The organism is uncultured Pseudacidovorax sp., from assembly GCF_913773995.1.
Classification (GTDB): Bacteria; Pseudomonadota; Gammaproteobacteria; order Burkholderiales; family Burkholderiaceae_C; genus Xenophilus.
Window position 1 is genome coordinate 1 of sequence record NZ_CAJYES010000233.1, and the last position, 17,259, is coordinate 17,259.

The window sequence follows — 17,259 nt, forward strand, 5'->3', positions numbered from 1 at the left end:
GCCTGGCGCAACTGGGCGTGTTCTCGATCGCCGGCCTGGTGGCCGCGGCGGTGGCCACGCGCTTTCTGTTGCCGGTGCTGGCGCCGCAGGGCGCCACCGGCCGGGGCCTGCGTCGCTACATGGCGCATGCCGCCGGCGCCATCGTGCGTGGCCTGCCGCGCCTGCGGCTGCCGCTGATGGCGCTGGCCGTCGCAGGCTTCGCGCTGGTGCTGTGGCAGGGCGACCAGCTCTGGCGCGCCGGCCTCAGCGCCATGAGCCCGGTCTCGCGCGAATCGCAGGCGCTGGACGAGCAACTGCGCGGCGACATCGGCGCCAGCGACGGCGCCACGCTCGTGGTGGCCTACGGCGACACCGTCGAGGCCGCGCTGCGCCAGGCCGAGGCGGCCGGCGCGCGGCTCGATCCGCTGGTCGATCGCGGCGTGCTGCTAGGCTACGACAGCGTGGCCCGCATCCTGCCCAGCCAGGCCCTGCAGATGCAGCGGCGCGAGGCGCTGCCCGATGCCACCACGCTGCGTTCGCGGCTCGAAGAAGCGACCGCCGGCCTGCCCATCGCCGCCGACCGGCTGGCGCCCTTCGTGGCCCAGGTCGAGGCCGCGCGCGCGGCGCCGCTGATCAGCCGGGACGATGCGCGCCAGGGCCCGCTGGGTGCGGTCGTCGACGCGCTGCTCTTCGAGCGGCCGGGCGGCGGCTGGGCCGCCATGATCTCGCTGCACCCGGGCCCGCAGTTCAAGCATGCGGACGTCGTCGCCGCACTGCAGGGCCTGCCGGGCGTGTCGGTGGCCGAGGTCGGCGAGGAACTGGGCGCGCTCTACAAGCGCTACCTGCACGAGGCCTTCGTGCAGGTGGGCCTGGGCGCGCTGGCCGTGGTGCTGCTGCTGGGGGCTTGGCTGCGCTCGGGCCGCCGCCTGCTGGCCGTGTGCCAGCCGCTGGCCGCGGCCGTCGCACTCACGCTGGGTGCAATGGCGGCCATGGGCATGGCGTTGTCCATCCTGCATCTGGTGGGCCTGCTGCTGGTGGTGGCCGTGGGCTCCAACTACGCGCTCTTCTTCGACCAGCTTCGCGAGACCGGCCATGCCGACGAGGACACGCTCGCCTCGCTCATGTTGGCCAACCTGACCACGGTGATCTCGTTCACGCTGATCGCCATCTCCGACATTCCCTCGCTGGCGTCGATCGGTCAGGTGGTGGCGCCCGGCGCGCTGCTGGCGCTGCTGCTGTCGGCGGCCTTCGCGCGGACGGCCCGGGCATGAGCGCCACGGCCGGCCGTTGGCAGCCCACGCCCTTCCTCAAGGGCAGCGCGGTGCTGCATGCCGGGGCGATGGGCGCCAGCCTGCTGGTGCCGGGGGCCTGGCCCTGGGCACTGGGTGCGGTGGTGCTCAACCATGCGGCCATCACCGCCATCGGCCTCACGCCGCGCAGCCACTGGCTGGGCCAGAACACCTTGCGCCTGCCTGCGGCGGCCGAAGCGCGAAACGAGGTGGCGCTGACCATCGACGACGGGCCCGAGCCCGCGGTGACGCCGGCCGTGCTCGACCTGCTGGACGCCCATGGCCACAAGGCCACCTTCTTCTGCATCGCCGAGCGGGTCCAGGCCCATCCGGCGCTGGCGCGCGAGATCGTGGCGCGCGGCCACAGCATCCAGAACCACACGGCGCGCCACCGGCACAACTTCTCGGTTCTGGGGCCGCGCGGCTTCAAGGCCGAGATCGCGCGGGCGCAGCAGATGATCGAGGCCGTCACCGGCCAGCGACCCACCTGCTTTCGCGCGCCGGCGGGGCTGCGCAATCCCTTCCTTGCGCCGGTGTTGCATCGCCTGGGCCTGGAGCTGGTGAGCTGGACCCGCCGTGGCTTCGACACCCGCGAGCGCGACCCCGCGCGCGTGCTGGCACGCCTGACCCGCGGCCTGCGCGCCGGCGACATCCTGCTGCTGCACGATGGCCATGCGGCCTCCGCGCCCACTGGCCGGCCGGTCATCCTGGAGGTGCTGCCGCCGCTGCTCGCCCAGTTCTCGCATCAGGGCCTGCGCGCCGTGACCTTGCCGCATGCGCTCGGCCATGCGTAAACCGCGCGGTGCATCGGACCTTTCCCACCTTTGCTCCTCTCCCCTCGCGGGAGAGGGCGCCACGATCAACCGCCTGTGAACTCGACCCCGCCCACCCCCGACGCCGCCTGGCGCGAACTCCATGCCCGCGCCACCGAGCCCTATCGCCAGGGCGGCAACTTCGCCTGGCATTTCGCGCGCGGCAAGCTGGGCCATGACCCGGTGTTCCGCGGCATCGTCGAGCGCGGCCTGATCGGCGAAGGCCGGCCGCGCATGCTGGACATCGGCTCGGGCCAGAGCCTGTTCGCCAACGTGCTGCACAGCGCCCAGGCCATGCGGGCTGAGGGCGCCTGGCCCGCCGCCTGGGCGCCGCTGCCCAGCGACGCGCGCTACACCGGCATCGAACTCATGCCGCGCGACGTCGAGCGGGCGCAGCGCTCGGTCGGCCACATCCGGCCCGTGCCGACCATCGTCTGCGGCAATATGTGCGAGGCCGCCTTTCCGGCCTGCGATGTGGTTGTGATCCTCGACGTCCTGCACTACGTCGACCATGCCGCGCAGGAAGGCGTGCTCGTGCGAGTGCGAGAGGCATTGGCTGCCGGCGCCGCCGAACGCGGCGACCTGCCGGGTCGCCTGCTGCTGCGCGTCGGCGATGCCGCCAGCCGCCGTGGCTTTGCGATCAGCCAGTGGGTGGACCGCACCGTGACGCGCATCCGCGGCCACAAGGTCTCGCCCACCTGGGGCCGCACCCTGGACGAATGGATCGCCCTGCTGCAGCGCCTGGGCTTCGCCGTGCAGCCCATGCCCATGAGCCAGGGAACGCCCTTTGCCAACGTATTGCTCGTATCGGATTTGAAGTGACCGCCCCTGCCACCCTCGACCGCGACGGCATCGCCGCGCGCATTCCGCATGCCGGCAGCATGTGCCTGCTCGACCGGCTCGAAGCCTGGGATGCGCAGGCCATCCACTGCACGACCGCCACCCACGCGGATCCGGGCAACCCGATGCGCACCGCCTCGGGCCTGCTCACCCCCTGCGCCATCGAGTTCGCGGCGCAGGCCATGGCGCTGCATGGCGGCCTGCTCGCCAGCGGCGACGGGCCGCCCTCGGCCGGCTACCTGGCCAGCACCCGCAACGTGCGCCTGCACCGTGCCCGCTTCGACGACGCGCCCGCGCCGCTGCACCTGCATGCCGAGCGCCTGTCGGGTGACGCGCAACAGGTGCTCTATGCTTTCCGCGTGCTCGATGCTGCCGGTGCGCCGGTGGCGGACGGTCGTGCCGTGGTCGTCCTCAACACCCCCCTGCCGGACGCCGCGCCTTGAGCCCACGCCTGGCCATCACGACAGGTGCCCACGCCGAACGCACCAACGGAGGTACTTCCCGATGACCCTTCAGAACAAGCGAGCCCTCGTCACCGGCGCCAGCGGCGCTCTGGGCAGCGCCATCGCCGAGCGCCTGGCTCGCGACGGCGCCACCGTGCTGCTGCATGCCAACGGTCGCCGGGAGGCCGTCGAGGCCCTGGCGGCGCGCATCGTCGCGGCCGGCGGCCAGGCCGAATGCCATGTCTTCGACCTGACCGACGACGCCGCCACCGCCGCCGCCTGTGCCCGCATGCTGGAGGGCGGGCCGGTGCAGGTGCTGGTCAACAACGCCGGCATCCACGACGACGCGGTGATGCCCGGCATGCGAGCCGAGCAGTGGCACCGCGTCATCGACGTCTCGCTCAACGGCTTCTTCCGCGTCACCCAGCCGCTGCTGCTGCCCATGCTGCGCACACGCTGGGGCCGCATCCTCAACATCTCGTCGGTGGCGGCGATCATGGGCAACCGCGGCCAGGTCAACTATGCGGCGGCGAAGGGGGCCCTCAACAGTGCGACCAAGGCGCTGTCGATGGAGGTGGCCTCCCGCGGCGTGACGGTCAACGCCATCGCCCCGGGCATCATCGCCTCGCCCATGGCAGATGCGGCCTTCGATCCGGCCATGGTCAAGCAGATGGTGCCCGCCCAGCGCGCCGGCACGCCCGAAGAGGTCGCCGCCCTGACCGGCTTCCTGGCCAGCGCGGAGGCGGGCTACATCACCGGCCAGGTGATCTCGGTGAACGGCGGGATGGCTTGAACAGACTTTCGTGCACCTCGTTCAGAACAGGCCTTGGTCGGCCCGGCAGTACTGAAGCCCGCCGAAGCGCTGGGCATTGTTCCAACAGAAGCGGCCTTCTGCAAAGCTGATCTTGGCACCGCAGTGTGCGCATACGAGCTTGCGCGCCTGTGAGGACTGCGCAGGCTCAATGGCGCGGTCCGCCGTGGTAGCTGTCTCATGGTTGGGCGCCATCGCTGGCGCTGCCACTGCACTGGCTGCCGTAGCCGACGTGCCTTGCCTCGGGGTCATGAAGGGCGGCAGACGCAAAAGATCGGCCGGACGGTGTTGCCGGATCAGCATCTCTGCCCATTCGCGAATTGTCTCGACATGCCGCAGGTTGACGACGACGCGCATCAGCTTGGCCACGCCGAAGCCGTCGACAAACTTGCCGTGCCAGCTGGAAATCATGTCGGCTTTGATGACGGCACTGGTGTCGAACGCTGCCGTAGGCGGGCGCTGGATGATGGCGCGTGGATGCATCAGCACGACGTGGTGGTACGTGCGCTCTGAGCCCGTGCGTGGGGCGATGTTCAGTCGGTCGAGCAATTTGTCCAGCACGCGTGCATGACGGCGACTTTGCTCCAGAGGTGAAGGCACGCCGAACTTGCGGTTGCCGTAACTCGCCGTGAATTCGCCCTGGCTATTGATCGACAGGTTGCCTCCGTAGTTCTTCGTCTCGAACAGGTAGATGTCGAAGGCGCGGTTGATCAACATGTGATCGATCTGGGCCACGTCGCCCTCTATCTCGAAGCGCAGATCGTGCATGAGCACGTGCGTGGCCGAGTCCTTGAAATAACTGTCGAGGTGGAAGGCCGCGTCGCGCTCGCCGTCGATTCCCTTGCGCAAGGCCTCGAGTTCGTCCCGCAGCCAGCTGCGCTGTCGCTCGTCGAGGAGGGGCGATTTCTGCAGCTCCATCAGGAGCGTCACGCGCTTGCTCTTGTCGTCGGCCTTCTTCAGAAGCATGGGATGAACGGTGTAGGCATGGGGCGGGGCGGCTGGAGTGTTGCTGGGGTCAGCAGGCTCTGCATGTCCTGCCTGCCATCGGCCATAGTGTGAACGACTTCATTCGTCGTCGGAATGCCTGCTGCGGATGCGCTGCACTACATCGGCCAAGGGCTTGACGCGACGTGCCTCCACATCGTGCTGTCCCAGGGTCAGCAGCTTGAGCAGCGCGAGTGCTTCCTGGGTCTCTTCGAATGAGGCGACGTCCTGGATCACGGCCCGAGCCTCGCCGTTGTGCCTGATGACCAGCGGTTCTCGCTGGTCGGCAAGGGTGTCCGGCACTTCGGCCGCATGGGCCTTGGGGTAGCTGCTGGGTGTGATCTGGGTCGAGTGGCGCATCGTCGGCTCCTTGCTGGAAAGACCGAATATCGACGTTTCTTCGGTCCTCCCCGCTCATCCGTTCAGTGCACCACCGCCAGCGACATTACCGTCAGTTGCCCGTCGACCATCCGCGCGGTGAAGCGCACCTTGTCGCCCGCCTTGATGTCTTTCAGCAGGGTCGCGTCGCGGGCGCGGAAGACCATGGTCATGGCGCCCATGTCCAGGTTGGGGATGTCGCCGTGCCGCAAGGTGATGCGGCCCTGGGCGACATCGACGCGGCGGACTTCGGCGTCGACCTGGGGCAGGGGCGCGTCCGCCTGTGCGAAGGCATGGAGCGGGACGAGCAGTGCCGCCGTGGTGGGCAGCAGTCCAGCCAGAAAGCTTCTCTTGTTCATGGATCGGTCTTTGAAAGTGGGCGAGGCGCACCGCGCCTCACCGTGATGGGGTCGGCGGCGGCGGTCCGCTTCAGTGGTGGTCATGGCCGCTGGGCTTGCGTACAGAGGCGGGCGCTGCGTCGCCTGTGCTGCGCGCCCCCCTGCCGGCCCCAGCGCTTTGGCTCACGGCCGAAGGCGCCCGGTCCGCATCGACCTCATGCGCCACGCTGCCGGCGGGATGCCTGAACCAGCCGGGGTCGCGCCAGGCGCCCGGTGCCTGGTCGCGGCGCACCTTCAGCAGCGTGAACATGCCGCCCATCTCGGCCGGGCCGAAGGGGCCGCGGCCGGTCATCATGGGCAGGGTGTTGTCGGGCAGGGGCATGTCCATCGAGCCCATCTCGGCCATGCCCTTGTCGCCCATCACCATGTAGTCGGGCACCAGGCGGCGGAGCGTGTCGGCGACGCCGCGCTGGTCCACGCCGATCATGGTCGGCACGTCGTGGCCCATCGGGCCCATCGTGTGATGGCTCTTGTGGCAGTGCAGGGCCCAGTCGCCTTCCTCGTCGGCGATGAACTCGATCTGCCGCATCTGGCCCACCGCGATGTCGGTGGTCACCTCGGGCCAGCGGGCGCTGCGCGGCACGGGGCCGCCGTCGGTGCCGGTGACCTCGAACTCGTGGCCATGCACATGGATCGGGTGGTTGGTCATGGTGAGGTTGCCCACGCGGATGCGCACCCGGTCGCCGCGGCGCACGCACAGCGGGTCGATGCCCGGGAACACGCGGCTGTTGAAGGCCCAGGTGTTGAAGTCGGTCATGGTGTTGACCTTGGGCGTGGCGCTGCCGGGCTCGACGTCGAAGCTGCCGAGCAGGAAGCAGACGTCGCGCTGCACCCGGGCGATCTGCGGATGGTTGCGATCCCGGGGATGGGTCACCCAGAAGCCCATCATGCCCATGGCCATCTGCACCATCTCGTCCGCGTGCGGGTGGTACATGAAGGTGCCGGGCCGGCGCGCGGTGAACTCGTAGACGAAGGTCTTGCCCGGCGGGATGTGCGGCTGCGTGATGCCGCCGACACCGTCCATGCCGTTGGGCACGCGCTGGCCGTGCCAATGGACCGTGGTGTGTTCGGGCAGGCGGTTGGTGACGAAGATGCGCACCCGGTCGCCCTCGACCACCTCGATGGTGGGTCCGGGCGACTGGCCGTTGTAGCCCCACATGTTGACCTTGAAGTCCGGCGCCATCTCGCGCACCACCGGTTCGGCGACGAGGTGGAACTCCTTGACGCCGTCCTTCATGCGCCAGGGCAGGCTCCAGCCGTTGAGGGTGAGGACCGGGTCGTAGGGCCGGCCGTCCGGTGGCATGAGCGGCGGCGCGGTGGCGGGGCCGCTCTGCTGCGCCGCCTCGGGCACCGCGGCGAGGGCAACGCGGCTGACGGCACCCGCGGCGGCGCCGGCCAGCATGCCGGAAAAGAAATGTCGGCGGTCCATCAGTGGCCTCCTTCGCTGGCCGTGCCGGCCAGGGTGGCAGCGGCCTCGGTGCCGCGCAGGGCCGAGCGGCCGGCGGGCGAACTGCCGGTCAGCGCCATCTGCAGATCGACTTCGGCAAGCCAGAAGTCGCGTTGCGCCTGCATGGCGGCATCGACCATGCGCGCGCTGGTGCGCGCTTCGGCCAGCAGTTGCCACACGCTGGCGCTCATCGCGTTGTAGCGCAGCACCATCTCGTCGTTGACCTGGCGCTGCAGCGGCAGCACCTCGGCCTGGAAGCGGCGGGCGATCTGCCAGGCGTGCTGGCGGGCTGCTTCGGCCTCGCGCACCTCACTGGCCGTGGCCAGCGCCACGGCGCGCACGCGGGCGGCCGCCTGCAGGTAGCGCGCCTCGGCCTGCGCGCTGCGCGCCTGGCCGAAGTCGAACAGCGGGATCGGCAGGCCGATCTCCCAGCCACGCTGCGTGCTGCGACTGCGATCCGGGTCGTTGGCGAAGGTGGTGTTGCGGGCCGCACCGAGCTCCATCGCGTCGACGAAGCGGGTGGCGCGGGTCAGGCCCTGGGCTTCGGCGGTGGCGGCCGCGTCGGCGCGGGCGGCGCGCAGATCCAGGCGATCGCGCAGGGCCTGCGCCTGCAGGTCGGCATCGGCGGGCAGCGACGCGGGAAGGTCCGGCAGGCGGTCGGGCAGCGTGAGCCGCGCCGCCTGCGCCCCGTCCAGCCCCAGCAGACGCACCAGGGCCTCGCGGCTGGCGATGGCGGCCTGCTCGGCGCGGGCGAGCTGGGCCTGCGCATCGGCCTGCTGCAGTTGCTCGCGCGCGGCCTGCAGGGCGGGCCAGTTGCCGGCCTTCTGCATGCGCTGGGCCAGCGTGGCGCCGGCTTCGGCGGCGTCGCGCACGTCGCGCAGGTAGAGGGCGCTTTGCCGGGCGGCGACGGCGCGCAGCCAGGCGCGCCGCGTGTCCGCCGCCAGCTGGAGTACCGCCTGCGCCGCATCGAGGCGGGCGGCTTCCTGCCGCTGGCCGGCCCAGCGGGCGCGCCAGGGCAGGGTCAGCAGGCCCACCACGTTGAAGCTGATCAGGCGGTCGAGTTCCAGCTCGCGTCCCTCGCGCAGGCGGCTGAAGGAGAGCGTCGGATTGGGCAGCGAGGCCGCCTCGACCCGCTCGGCGTCGGACAGCTGCAGGGCCGCGAAGGCGGCCTGCATGCGCGGTCCCTGCGCCAGCGCGAGGCGCACCGCCGCTTCCTGGTCGAGCGGGCCCCGCAGCAACGCGTCGGCCTGCGCTACCGCGTCGGCATCGGGCTGGCGCCGGGGCTGGGCCTCGCCCACGAGCGGCTGGCCCTGTACCAGTGAAAGAACCTGCGGTGCGTCGCCGTCGGGCGACAAGCTGGCGCAACCGGCGAGCAGCAGCGCGAGGCCGAACAGTGCCGCGCGGGATGCGTTGCGCGGCAAGGGCCGCAGCCAGGACGTGGGTCGATGAAGAAAGGGCCGGGCGGCATCGTCGCGCTGCGGCCGCGGCAGCCGGCGCGCGCTGCGCCGGACCTGGGGGATGGTCAAGAGAACTCTCCTTGAAGCAATGCATCGGCGCCGCGGCGCGTCAGGACGGCTGCGGCGGACGGACTACGGGCAGGGAGTTCAGAAAATGGGCGGCTTGTCGGCCTGGGCGAGCAGGGCGCTCGCGAAGTGCGGGACGCGACCTTGCGGCTGGACGCGCACGGGTGGTGACAGCGCTGCCGCCTGCAGGGCGTCCGTCATGGCGACGGAGTGGCAGATCTGGCAGAGGCCGCAATGGCCGTGGTCGTGCGACCCGTTGCCGTCGTCGCCGTGATGCGTATCAGCCGCGGCTGCTGCGAGATGCGCCGGGGCGTCGTGGGCGCCGGTCGTCATGGCCTGCGACTCGTGACAGTGCGCCGATGGTTCAGCAGGCTGGTCGGCCATTGCCAGGGGCGGCGGGGCCGGCGTCGACGCTGAGGCCGCGTCGTGGGCATGCGTCTGTGTCTGAGCGGCCGCGGCAGTCGTCACCTCCACGGCCATGGCGCCTTCAAGCCAGCCGCGCAAGGGCAGCAGGACGAGGGCGAGGACCAGGATGAAGAGGCGCACGGCGGGCATTCTAGGAGGCGACCCCACGCATGCCGGCCACCGATGCCCCTGGTTTGCCGGGCGTCAACAAAGCCGGCGGTCCTTGCCGCTTCACCGCCCGTTGAATCGCGGTGTGCGCCGTTCCGCCATCGCGGCCACGCCTTCGCGGAAGTCGTCCATGGCGAAATGGACGCGCTGCAGTTCGCGCTCGTGCGCGTTGAGGGCGCGGACGGCATCGGCAAGGCCGCGCCTCAGCGTGGCACGGGTGGACTGCACCGCCGCGGGTGCCGACTCCGCAATTTCGGCCGCCAGGTTCAGCGCCTGCTGGCGCACCTGCTCGGCGGGCGCCAGCACGTCGGCCAGGCCGATGCGCACGGCCTCCTCGCCGCCGATGCGGCGACCCGTATAGAAGAGCAGGGCGGCCTGCTGCTCGCCAATCAGGCGCGGCAGGGTCGCGCTCAGACCGAAGCCCGGATGGAAGCCGAGCCTATTGAAGTTGGCACTGAAGCGCGCCTCGGCGCAGGTGACGCGGAAGTCCGCCGCCACGGCCAAGCCCAGGCCGGCGCCCACCGCCGCCCCGTGCACGGCGGCGACCACCGGCTTCCGGGTGCGAAAGAGGCGCATGGCATGGGAGTAGAGCTCGCCCGGGTCACGGGTGCTGTCGGCATCGGCATCGCTGTGGAAGTCGGCGCCGGCGCAGAACGCGCGGCCTTCCGCGGCCAGCACCACGGCGCGGCAGTCGCTGTCGTCGTCCAGGCGCTCCAGCGTGTCTGCCAGGGTGCGCATCAGGGGCACGTCGACGTGGTTGTAGGGTGGGCGCTGCAGCACCAGCAGGGCCACGTGCGGACGGCCGGAGTCGCGCTGCGCGAGTCCGTGGGGCGTGTCGGTCGGTGTCATGTCGGAGTTGCCCTCGGGCGTGGTGGCCGGCGCGTTCATTGCACTTCGATCTGGGCGATCTCGACATAGCCCTTCCACTTCTCGCGCTCCTCGCGTTCGAAGTCGGCCAGCTGCTTGAGGCTCACGCGTGCGGGCGCGAAGGCGAAGCCCTCCAGGCGGCTGCGGATCGGGTCGGTGGTCACGGCCTCGTTGATCAGCGCGTTGAGGCGCTGCTGCACGTCCACCGGCGTGGCCGCCGGCACCGCAATGCCCAGAAAGCCGCCGCGGATGGTGAAGTTGGGATAGGTCTCGGCGATCAGCGGCACGTCGGGGTAGCGCTTGAGCCGCATGTCCGAATGCGCGGCCAGGGCGCGCAACTGATTGGCCGCCACGAAGGAGTCGCCGGCGACGGTGTCGGTGAACACCACCTGCGTCTGGCCCGCGATGAGTTCGGTCATGGCCTGACTCACCTGCTTGTAGGGAATGGCGGCCAGCTCGATGCCGGCCTCGTGCGCGAACAGCGCCGCCGTGACCTTGGACGTGGCGTTGAAGTGCCCGTAGTTGATGCGGCCGGGCGCGGCCTTGGCGGCGGCCACGAAGTCCTTCAGCGTCTTCCAGGGCGCGTCGGGCCGCACCAGCATGTAGGTCGAGCCGGGCCCGAAGGAGCCGACGAGCCGGAAGTCGCGCGCCGGGTCATAGGGCAGCTTGCGGAACAGGCTGGGATTGGCGAGGTGGGTCGAGGTGGTGGCCAGCAGCAGCACCGAGCCGTCCGCCGGCGCAATGCGCGCCGCTTCCACGCCGATGATGCCGTTGCCGCCGGCGCGGTTGTCCACCACCACGTTCCGGCCGGTCTTCCTGGTGATGAACTCGGCCAGCATGCGGGCCGAGATGTCGCCCGAGCCCCCGGGGCCGAAGGGCACGATGATCTGGATCGGCTTGTTCTCCTGCGCCCGGGCCGACAGGGCGGCAAAGGGCAGGGCGGCCGCTGCACTGAGCAGGTTGCGTCGTTTCATGGTGTTGTTGTCTCCTGGTGTTGTCGTGGAAGCCGGCGGTTTTCAGGGCGCCAGGCCCGGGCAGTACGCCTGGGTGTGCTCGCCGATGGCCGGCGCGCGGTGTCGCACCGCGGGCCGCTCGCCGTCGAAGGACAGCGGCAGGCCGACGATGCGCAAGTCTTCCTGCGGTACCGTCTGCAGGATGCCCAGCGCCTCGGTCTGCGGATCGGCCAGCACCTGCGCAAAGTCCTGGATGGGCGCGCAGGGAATTCCTGCGCCTTCCAGGGTGTCGATCCAGTGCTGGCTGGGCTGGCTGCGGAAGACGGCCTCCAGCTCGGGCAGCAGCTCGGCCTTGTGCTGCACCCGCAGGGCATTGCTGGCGTAGCGCGCGTCGGTGGCCCATTCCGGATGGCCCGCGACGCGGGCCAGCTTGGCGAAGAGACGGTCGTTGGCCGCCGCCACCACCACCTCGCCGTCGGCCGTCGGCAGCGCCTGGAACACCACCACGTTGGGGTTGCCGCTGCGGTGGCGCGCCGGCTGGCGGCCGGTGGCCTGGTAGCCGGCCATCATCACCTGCAGCCAGCCGAGTGCGGTTTCGAACAGCGAGGCATCGACGGTGCAGCCTTCGCCGGTGTTCTGGCGTCGCATCAGGGCGGCCAGGCAGCCCAGCGCGGCCCACAGGCCGGTGCCCAGGTCCAGCACCTGCATGCCCACGCGCGAGGGTGGCGCCGACTCCGGCCCGTTGATGCTGAAGATGCCCGAGAAGGCCTGCACCATGGGCTCGTAGCCGGGCGCCATGCTGCGCGGCCCCTTGTGGCCGAAGGCCCAGAGCGAGCAATACACCAGGCGCGGATTGAGGGCCCGCATGGCTTCGGCACCGAGACCCAGGACCTCCAGCGCGCCGGGGCGCATGTTCTGCACCAGCACATCGGCCTCGCGCACCAGGCCTTCGAGCACGGCGACGTGTTCGGCGTCCTTGAGGTCCAGGGCCAGGCTCTTCTTGCCGTGGTTCATGGCCTGGAAAGTGGTCGCGGTGCCGCGCCAGAAGGGCGGGCCCCAGCCGCGGGCATCGTCGCCGGTGCCGGGGCGTTCGATCTTGAGCACCTCTGCGCCAAGAGTGGAGAGGATCTCGCTGGCGTAGGGGCCGGCGATGTTCTGGCCGATCTCGATCACCTTGATGCCGGCCAGCGGCGCGGCGGCGGGCATGGCCTGCGATTCGGAGTGGAGCGTCGTCATGGTTGTTGAGGCCTAGCGGCCGGTGAAGCGGGGGGCGCGCTTCTCGACGAAGTGCCGCACGCCCTCCTGGAAGTCCTCGGTGCCACGGCAGGCGGCGATCTCGCGGTCGGCGATGCGTGTGGCTTCACCCAGGGTCTGGTAGCGCGCCTCGCGCAACTGCCGTTTGATCAGGCGCACCGAGCGTGGCGAGGTGGCGGCGGCGATGTCGCGGGCCCGCGTCAGCACGTCGGAAAGGAAGTCCTCGCCCGGCAGGCACTGCGCGAGGCCCATGCGGGCGGCCTCTTCGCCGGTGAACGTGCGCCCGGTGATGAGCAGCTCGGCCGCATGCATCGGACCGACGAGGCGCGGCAGCAGCCAGGCGGTGCCGTGCTCGGCCACGAGGCCGCGACGGGCGTAGGGAAAGCTCAGCTTGGCACCGGGCACCACATAGCGCAGATCGCAGTGCAGCGCGAGGCACAGCCCGACGCCCGATGCGGCGCCGTTGATGGCGGCGATGAGGGGCTTGTCCGTGAAGCCGAGGTAGCCGTAGCGCTGCGCTGCATCCGCGTCGCTGGGGCCGCCGAATTCGGATGACGGCGGGGCCGCATCGCCTTCGCTGCGGGCCTGCAGGACCGCCATGTCCATGCCGGCGCAGAAGGCGCGGCCGGCACCGGTCAGCACGATGCAGCGTACCTGCGCGTCGGCCTCGGCCTGCGCGATGCATTGGCGCAGCTGCGTCTCGAGATGCGGCGTCCACGCATTCATGCGCTCCGGCCGATGAAGGGTGATCACGGCGACGCCGTCGGTGACCGCATAGCGCAGGTCGTCGCTGTCGGGTTCTGTCTGCAAAGGATCTGTCTCCTGCCCGTTGCATCGGGCTGGCCTCAGTATTCCGCCGATGCCGGGCAGTGCCCAGCCTAGAATTTCGGTCACCGAAATCATGGTCCAGCCTTCTGCCGCCCGCCCACCCTCCACCCGCGCGCTGACGCAGGCGCGCCAGGCTTTCGTGCGAAGCACGGCGGGCAGCCAGTCGCTGGAGCGCGGGTTGGCGCTGCTGCGTGCCTTTCGCCATGGCACGGGCCTGCTGACCAATGCCGAGCTGGCCGACCGGACGGGCCTGCCGCGGCCGACGGTCAGCCGGCTCACGCGCTCACTGGTGGACGCCGGCTTCCTGCACTACGACGTCGCGCTCAAGGGCTACCGGCTGGCCCCCGCCTGCCTGAGCCTGGCGCTCGCCTATCGCAGCAGCGAGCCGGTGCTGGAGCGTGCGCTGCCCCTCATGCGCGAGCTGGCCGAAGGGCGCCGCGTCAACGTGGGGCTGGCCGTGGCGGACCAGTTGGAGATGGTCTACCTCGACTCGGTGCGCTTCAGCCGCCTGGGCATCTTCCGGCGGCTGATGCCCGGCTCACGCATCCCCATCGCGCCGACGTCGCTGGGTTGCGCCTGGCTGGCGGGGCTGCCCGCGCAGCCGCAGCGGGCTCTGCTGGCCCGGTTGAAGGTGGAGCACGGCAAGGCCTGGCCGGCGCTGCAGCGCCAGGTGATGCAGTCCTTGCGTGATGTCCGGTCACAGGGCTTCTGCCATGCGCAATGGGCGGCCGGCATGGCCGCCGTGGCTGCGCCGCTGCGGCCACACGGCGGTGCCCTCTATGCGTTGAACGTGAGCTTCCCGGTGACGGGGCACGAAGACGCGCAGGCCGTGGCGGACCACGCGGAACTGCTGCTGTCCCTGCGCCGCGCGCTGCTCGCTGCGTTGGCCTGACGCGCCGTGCCGCAGGCGGTGGCGCGTGAGCAGACAGCGCACTGTCAGGGTCGTGGCCGAACGTCCGCGCCGCCGCGCCCCTCAGCGTCCCGGCAGGCCGCGCAGCAGCCGCAGGCCGTTCGCCACCACCAGCAGGCTGGCGCCCATGTCGGCGAACACGGCCATCCACATGGTGGCCTGACCGGCGATGGCCAGCGCGAAGAACACGGCCTTGATGCCCAGGGCCAGCGAGATGTTCTGCCACAGCAGCGCATGGGTGCGGCGCGACAGGGCCACGGTGTCCGCGATGCGGCCCAGGTCGTCGTTCATGATGACCACGTCCGCGGTCTCCATGGCGATGTCGGTGCCGGCGGCGCCCATGGCGAAGCCGATGTCGGCCTGGGCCATGGCGGGTGCATCGTTGCTGCCGTCGCCTGCCATGGCGATGACGCCATGGCGCTTTTGCAGGTCCTGGATGGCGGCCAGCTTGTCCTGCGGCAGCAGGCCCCCGCGGGCGTCGCCGATGCCCACTTGGTCGGCCACCGCGCGTGCGGTACTGGGGTTGTCGCCCGTCAGCATCACGGGTGCCACGCCCAGTCGCTGGAGCCGCGCCACGGCCTCCTTGGAGCCGGCCTTGAGCGTATCCGCCACCGCGAACACACCGAGGACCGCGTGCTCGCTGGCCAGCAGCGTCAGGGTGCGGCCCTGTGCCTCGTGCTCGGCCAGCAGGGCTTCGAGCGCCGGGCTGCACAGGCCCTGCTCCTCGACCAGGCGGTGGTTGGCGAGCACCAGGGGCTGTCCGTCGACCGTGCCGCGGACGCCGCGCCCGGCAAGCGATTCGAAGTTCTCGACCTCAGGTGCCGCGCCGGTCGCGGTCAGTCCCTTGGCGATGGCGAGCGAGACCGGATGATCCGAGCGGCCTGCCAGGGCCGCGGCGGCGCGCTGCACCCAGGCCGCCTGCGCATCGCCCCACACCTGCCAGTGCACCAGCACCGGCTTGCCCTGGGTGAGCGTGCCGGTCTTGTCGAGCGCGATGGCCTTCAAGCGCCGGGCGGCCTCCAGGTGCGTGCCGCCCTTGATGAGGATGCCGCGGCGGGCAGCGGCGGTCAGCCCACTGACCACCGTGACGGGCGTGGAGATCACCAGCGCGCAGGGGCAGGCGATGACCAGCAGCACCAGGGCCTTGTAGATCGCGTCCAGCCAGGCCCAGTCCAGCAGCAGGGGCGGCAGCACGGCCACGGCCACCGCAGCGATGAACACGGCGGGCGTGTAGACGGCGGCAAAGCGCTCGACGAAGCGCTGCGTGGGCGCCCGTGACTCCTGGCCCTGCTCCACGGCTTCGATGATGCGGTCCAGCGTGGTCTGGCCGGCCACGGCCGTCACGCGCACCTGCAGTTCGCCGCCCTGGTTGACGGTGGCGGCGAAAACCGGGTCGCCCTCCGCCTTGTCGACGGGAATGCTTTCGCCGGTGACGCTCGATTGGTCGATGGTGCTGCGGCCGGCCGTCACGCGGCCATCCAGGGGCACCCGCTCGCCCGGACGGATGCGCACCGTGGCGCCCAGCGCCACCCCGGCCGCGGGCAGCCGCTGCCAGCTGCCGTCGGCGGCCTGCACCTCCGCCTCGTCGGGCGCCAGGGCCATGAGGCCCGAGATCGCATGGCGCGCCCGGTCCGCGGCCTTGTGCTCGATCAGTTCGGCCAGGGCATACAGCGCCATCACCATCGCCGCTTCCGGCCATTGGCCGATCAGGAAGGCCCCGGTCACGGCCACGGCCATCAGCGTGTCGATGCCCAGGCGTCCGCGCACAAGTGCCCGCAGGCCGCTCAGGTAGATGCCGGTACCGGCCAGGGCGATGGCGATGGCCGCCAGGGCCATGCCGACCACGCGCCAGGCCAAGGCGTCGGGCAGCAGCAGATGGCTCAGCTCGGCCGCGATGGCCACGCCGAGCGCGGCACCGATGCGGGCCGGCCCGGGCAGCGGGCCATGGTCGTGACCGTCGCCCTGGGCATCGTCGTGCGCATGGCCATGGGCGTGCGGATGGTCGTGCGCATGGCCGTGATCGGCGTCGTGGTTGTGGTTATGGGCGGTGTGGGTATGCGCCGCCGTGCGTGGCGGGGGTCGGGTCGGCGTGCCGCAGCCACAGCCCGTGCCGCAGCCGGCGGCGATGCGCAGGGTCCGGGGCGGCGTGGCCGTGGCGCTTGGTGGAGAAACGGATTCGCGCGGCGTGTCGTGGCGGCGGGCGGGTTCGGCGGACAGGAGGGAGGAAGGGCGGCTCGTCATCGGGTTTTCGCTTTCGTGCCAGCATTGAAAACCTTCAAGCCACTTCAAGGTCAAGCATGCCTTCTGCAAGCCCCCACCTGCGCATCGGCGAGGCGGCCAGCCGCTCGGGCGTCAGCGCGGCCAACATCCGCTATTACGAGAAGGAGGGGCTGCTGGGTGCGGAGCAACGGGCCGACAACGGCTACCGGCTCTACAGCGCGGACGATGTGCACCGTCTGCGCTTCATCCGCATGTGCCGCGCCATGGACATGTCGCTGGATGAGGTGCGCGGGCTGCTGTCGCTCGATCTGCGCAGCAAGGCCGACTGCACGGCCGCCTGCGAGGTGCTCAACGCGCACCTGGGGCATGTGCGGGAGCGGATCGCCGAGCTGCAATCGCTCGAGCAGGACCTGCAGACCCTGCGGGACCGCTGCGATGGCCAGGACAGCTATTGCCACACCATCGAGGCGCTGCACGCGCGGGCCGACGCCCAGCCCGCCGAAGGCGGTGGATCGACCGGCGCACCCCGGCGCCATGTGTGAGGAGAAGAAGGAAGGCGGCCAGCCGGAATCGCTGGCGCGGGGGCCAAGCCGAGCCGACGGCCCGGGGCCTTCTGTCGCTCTTCAGTTGAAGAGCAACCTCAATGCTTGTAGCTCAGGCCCACGGCCGCCGGCGACCGCGTGAACGGCCGGGGCGTCAGGCCGTGATCCGCGACGGATGCGGCCCGGGGCAGCGCTGGCTCGGTGCGGC

At 71.0% G+C, this 17,259-nt stretch carries 17 protein-coding genes and 1 pseudogene; 7 read left to right on the plus strand and 11 right to left on the minus strand.

Features of this window, described 5'->3' with window-relative positions:
- From QZ772_RS22010 to fabG, 5 genes and pseudogenes are all read left to right on the plus strand, one after another.
- Positions 1-1,250, plus strand: a pseudogene (locus tag QZ772_RS22010) (transporter); the annotation flags it as partial.
- Positions 1,247-2,062 carry a polysaccharide deacetylase family protein gene (locus QZ772_RS22015; protein WP_295531055.1) on the plus strand — a complete coding sequence of 272 codons (816 nt, stop codon included), beginning with the start codon at positions 1,247-1,249 and terminating at the stop codon, positions 2,060-2,062. The pseudogene QZ772_RS22010 and the gene QZ772_RS22015, both read left to right, overlap by 4 nt.
- 75 nt (positions 2,063-2,137) lie before the next feature.
- A complete protein-coding gene (locus QZ772_RS22020; protein WP_295531058.1) occupies positions 2,138-2,902 on the plus strand; it encodes a class I SAM-dependent methyltransferase in 765 nt (254 codons plus the stop codon).
- Entirely contained in the window at positions 2,899-3,363 is a 465-nt protein-coding gene (locus tag QZ772_RS22025) for a hydroxymyristoyl-ACP dehydratase (RefSeq protein WP_295531060.1), read from the plus strand. The genes QZ772_RS22020 and QZ772_RS22025 overlap by 4 nt, the downstream gene beginning before the upstream one ends.
- A 61-nt stretch (positions 3,364-3,424) precedes the next feature.
- On the plus strand, positions 3,425-4,156 hold the full coding sequence (gene fabG, locus QZ772_RS22030; RefSeq protein WP_295531063.1) for a 3-oxoacyl-ACP reductase FabG: 732 nt from the start codon (positions 3,425-3,427) through the stop codon (positions 4,154-4,156).
- A 21-nt stretch (positions 4,157-4,177) separates the two neighbouring features.
- On the opposite strand, the gene QZ772_RS22035 is transcribed toward fabG, so the two are convergent.
- The 10 genes from QZ772_RS22035 to QZ772_RS22080 all read right to left on the minus strand — a co-directional run bounded on the left by QZ772_RS22035 (position 4,178) and on the right by QZ772_RS22080 (position 13,361).
- Positions 4,178-5,140: a nuclease-related domain-containing protein gene (locus QZ772_RS22035; RefSeq protein ID WP_295531065.1), complete on the minus strand. Its 963-nt coding sequence runs from the start codon at positions 5,138-5,140 to the stop codon at positions 4,178-4,180.
- A gap of 99 nt (positions 5,141-5,239) precedes the next feature.
- Positions 5,240-5,518 carry a type II toxin-antitoxin system Phd/YefM family antitoxin gene (locus tag QZ772_RS22040; protein ID WP_295531068.1) on the minus strand — a complete coding sequence of 93 codons (279 nt, stop codon included), beginning with the start codon at positions 5,516-5,518 and terminating at the stop codon, positions 5,240-5,242.
- 62 nt (positions 5,519-5,580) lie between these two features.
- Entirely contained in the window at positions 5,581-5,895 is a 315-nt protein-coding gene (locus QZ772_RS22045; protein ID WP_295531071.1) for a copper-binding protein, read from the minus strand.
- 70 nt (positions 5,896-5,965) lie between these two features.
- The gene (locus QZ772_RS22050) at positions 5,966-7,363 is read right to left on the minus strand and encodes a copper oxidase (protein WP_295531074.1); all 1,398 of its coding nucleotides are present in this window, start codon (positions 7,361-7,363) and stop codon (positions 5,966-5,968) included.
- Positions 7,363-8,907, minus strand: a complete 1,545-nt coding sequence (locus QZ772_RS22055; RefSeq protein ID WP_295531077.1) for a TolC family protein — start codon at positions 8,905-8,907, stop codon at positions 7,363-7,365. Before QZ772_RS22055 ends, QZ772_RS22050 begins: the two co-directional genes overlap by 1 nt.
- Before the next feature lie 78 nt (positions 8,908-8,985).
- Positions 8,986-9,450, minus strand: a complete 465-nt coding sequence (locus QZ772_RS22060; protein WP_295531080.1) for a hypothetical protein — start codon at positions 9,448-9,450, stop codon at positions 8,986-8,988.
- A gap of 90 nt (positions 9,451-9,540) precedes the next feature.
- Positions 9,541-10,326, minus strand: a complete 786-nt coding sequence (locus tag QZ772_RS22065; protein ID WP_295531097.1) for an enoyl-CoA hydratase/isomerase family protein — start codon at positions 10,324-10,326, stop codon at positions 9,541-9,543.
- Between the two features lie 35 nt (positions 10,327-10,361).
- Positions 10,362-11,318, minus strand: a complete 957-nt coding sequence (locus QZ772_RS22070) for a tripartite tricarboxylate transporter substrate binding protein (RefSeq protein ID WP_295531083.1) — start codon at positions 11,316-11,318, stop codon at positions 10,362-10,364.
- A 42-nt stretch (positions 11,319-11,360) separates the two neighbouring features.
- Positions 11,361-12,533, minus strand: a complete 1,173-nt coding sequence (locus tag QZ772_RS22075; protein WP_295531085.1) for a CoA transferase — start codon at positions 12,531-12,533, stop codon at positions 11,361-11,363.
- A 12-nt stretch (positions 12,534-12,545) separates the two neighbouring features.
- Positions 12,546-13,361 (minus strand): enoyl-CoA hydratase-related protein, encoded by an 816-nt coding sequence (locus tag QZ772_RS22080; protein ID WP_295531088.1) that lies wholly within the window; start codon positions 13,359-13,361, stop codon positions 12,546-12,548.
- A 91-nt stretch (positions 13,362-13,452) separates the two neighbouring features.
- Between QZ772_RS22080 and QZ772_RS22085 the strand changes: the two genes are divergently transcribed.
- Positions 13,453-14,271, plus strand: coding sequence for a helix-turn-helix domain-containing protein (locus QZ772_RS22085; RefSeq protein WP_295531091.1), 819 nt, complete (start codon positions 13,453-13,455; stop codon positions 14,269-14,271).
- An 81-nt stretch (positions 14,272-14,352) separates the two neighbouring features.
- Here the strand turns inward: QZ772_RS22085 and QZ772_RS22090 are convergent, their stop codons facing one another.
- A complete protein-coding gene (locus QZ772_RS22090) occupies positions 14,353-16,530 on the minus strand; it encodes a heavy metal translocating P-type ATPase (RefSeq protein ID WP_295531093.1) in 2,178 nt (725 codons plus the stop codon).
- A 56-nt stretch (positions 16,531-16,586) separates the two neighbouring features.
- On the opposite strand from QZ772_RS22090, the gene QZ772_RS22095 reads away from it, so the two are divergent.
- Positions 16,587-17,051 carry a Cd(II)/Pb(II)-responsive transcriptional regulator gene (locus QZ772_RS22095; RefSeq protein ID WP_295531095.1) on the plus strand — a complete coding sequence of 155 codons (465 nt, stop codon included), beginning with the start codon at positions 16,587-16,589 and terminating at the stop codon, positions 17,049-17,051.
- The last annotated feature ends 208 nt before the right edge of the window (positions 17,052-17,259 follow it).

Excerpts from the sequence above, each read along its gene's own strand:
- QZ772_RS22075 (WP_295531085.1), bottom strand. The coding sequence starts at position 12,533 with ATGACGACGCTCCACTCCGAATCGCAGGCCATGCCCGCCGCCGCGCCG.
- QZ772_RS22050 (WP_295531074.1), bottom strand. The coding sequence starts at position 7,363 with ATGGACCGCCGACATTTCTTTTCCGGCATGCTGGCCGGCGCCGCCGCG.
- QZ772_RS22045 (WP_295531071.1), bottom strand. The coding sequence starts at position 5,895 with ATGAACAAGAGAAGCTTTCTGGCTGGACTGCTGCCCACCACGGCGGCA.
- QZ772_RS22065 (WP_295531097.1), bottom strand. The coding sequence starts at position 10,326 with ATGACACCGACCGACACGCCCCACGGACTCGCGCAGCGCGACTCCGGC.
- QZ772_RS22095 (WP_295531095.1), top strand. The coding sequence starts at position 16,587 with ATGCCTTCTGCAAGCCCCCACCTGCGCATCGGCGAGGCGGCCAGCCGC.
- QZ772_RS22090 (WP_295531093.1), bottom strand. The coding sequence starts at position 16,530 with ATGACGAGCCGCCCTTCCTCCCTCCTGTCCGCCGAACCCGCCCGCCGC.
- QZ772_RS22070 (WP_295531083.1), bottom strand. The coding sequence starts at position 11,318 with ATGAAACGACGCAACCTGCTCAGTGCAGCGGCCGCCCTGCCCTTTGCC.
- QZ772_RS22085 (WP_295531091.1), top strand. The coding sequence starts at position 13,453 with ATGGTCCAGCCTTCTGCCGCCCGCCCACCCTCCACCCGCGCGCTGACG.
- fabG (WP_295531063.1), top strand. The coding sequence starts at position 3,425 with ATGACCCTTCAGAACAAGCGAGCCCTCGTCACCGGCGCCAGCGGCGCT.
- QZ772_RS22035 (WP_295531065.1), bottom strand. The coding sequence starts at position 5,140 with ATGCTTCTGAAGAAGGCCGACGACAAGAGCAAGCGCGTGACGCTCCTG.
- QZ772_RS22015 (WP_295531055.1), top strand. The coding sequence starts at position 1,247 with ATGAGCGCCACGGCCGGCCGTTGGCAGCCCACGCCCTTCCTCAAGGGC.
- QZ772_RS22040 (WP_295531068.1), bottom strand. The coding sequence starts at position 5,518 with ATGCGCCACTCGACCCAGATCACACCCAGCAGCTACCCCAAGGCCCAT.